General features: G+C 50.8%; 1 protein-coding gene. It reads right to left on the bottom strand.

Annotated elements, in window-relative coordinates; all coding sequences use genetic code 11:
- Window positions 1-528 (bottom strand): hypothetical protein (locus tag QVO99_RS03595; RefSeq protein ID WP_288176934.1); only part of this gene is annotated, 528 nt, incomplete at both ends.

Raw genomic sequence — 528 nt, 5'->3', positions numbered from 1 at the left:
AAAGCATTGCCACCGATAGCCCTCAAGTGGTCTGGCAAAATAATACGGTTGAGCGATTCGTTTCCGTCTCCTTCTCCCGAATAGAAAGCACTACCCGGTATCTGGTCGTCATATCCTTCTTCGCCCTCACCTGGTTTGCAAGAAGCCTTGATGCGCACTTCTTTCAGATTCAGGGCTGAGAGTTTCGGCATGTGGTCGCGCATGAAGTAGAAGTCCTCGGAGTTTATCTCGCCGGTAATCTTCAGATTCTTCACTTTTTCATAGTCCTTGCCAATGGCTGCGATGGCGTCTTTCAGTTTGCCGGGAGTGGAATTCACCACGATATATTCCTTTGCCGTGGCGTTGTGGCTTACGAGGTCGCTTTCCCATTCGCTGATGCTCGCCGACACAAGCGTCAGCTTATACTGGCCGCTGACTTCCTGCTTGTCCACCTTGATACTGAAGTTCATCATATAGCCAGCCTTGTATTCAAAGGCGGCTGGCTTGGAGAACTTGAATGGCGTTCCGCCGATGGTGATGCTGAAGAGC

The sequence above is a fragment of the Prevotella sp. CAG:592 genome, from assembly GCF_000436015.1.
In the GTDB taxonomy this organism is placed as follows: Bacteria; Bacteroidota; Bacteroidia; order Bacteroidales; family Bacteroidaceae; genus Prevotella; species Prevotella pectinovora.
The sequence above is the reverse complement of the archived record's forward strand: the minus strand, read 5'-3'. Positions and strand labels throughout refer to the sequence as shown.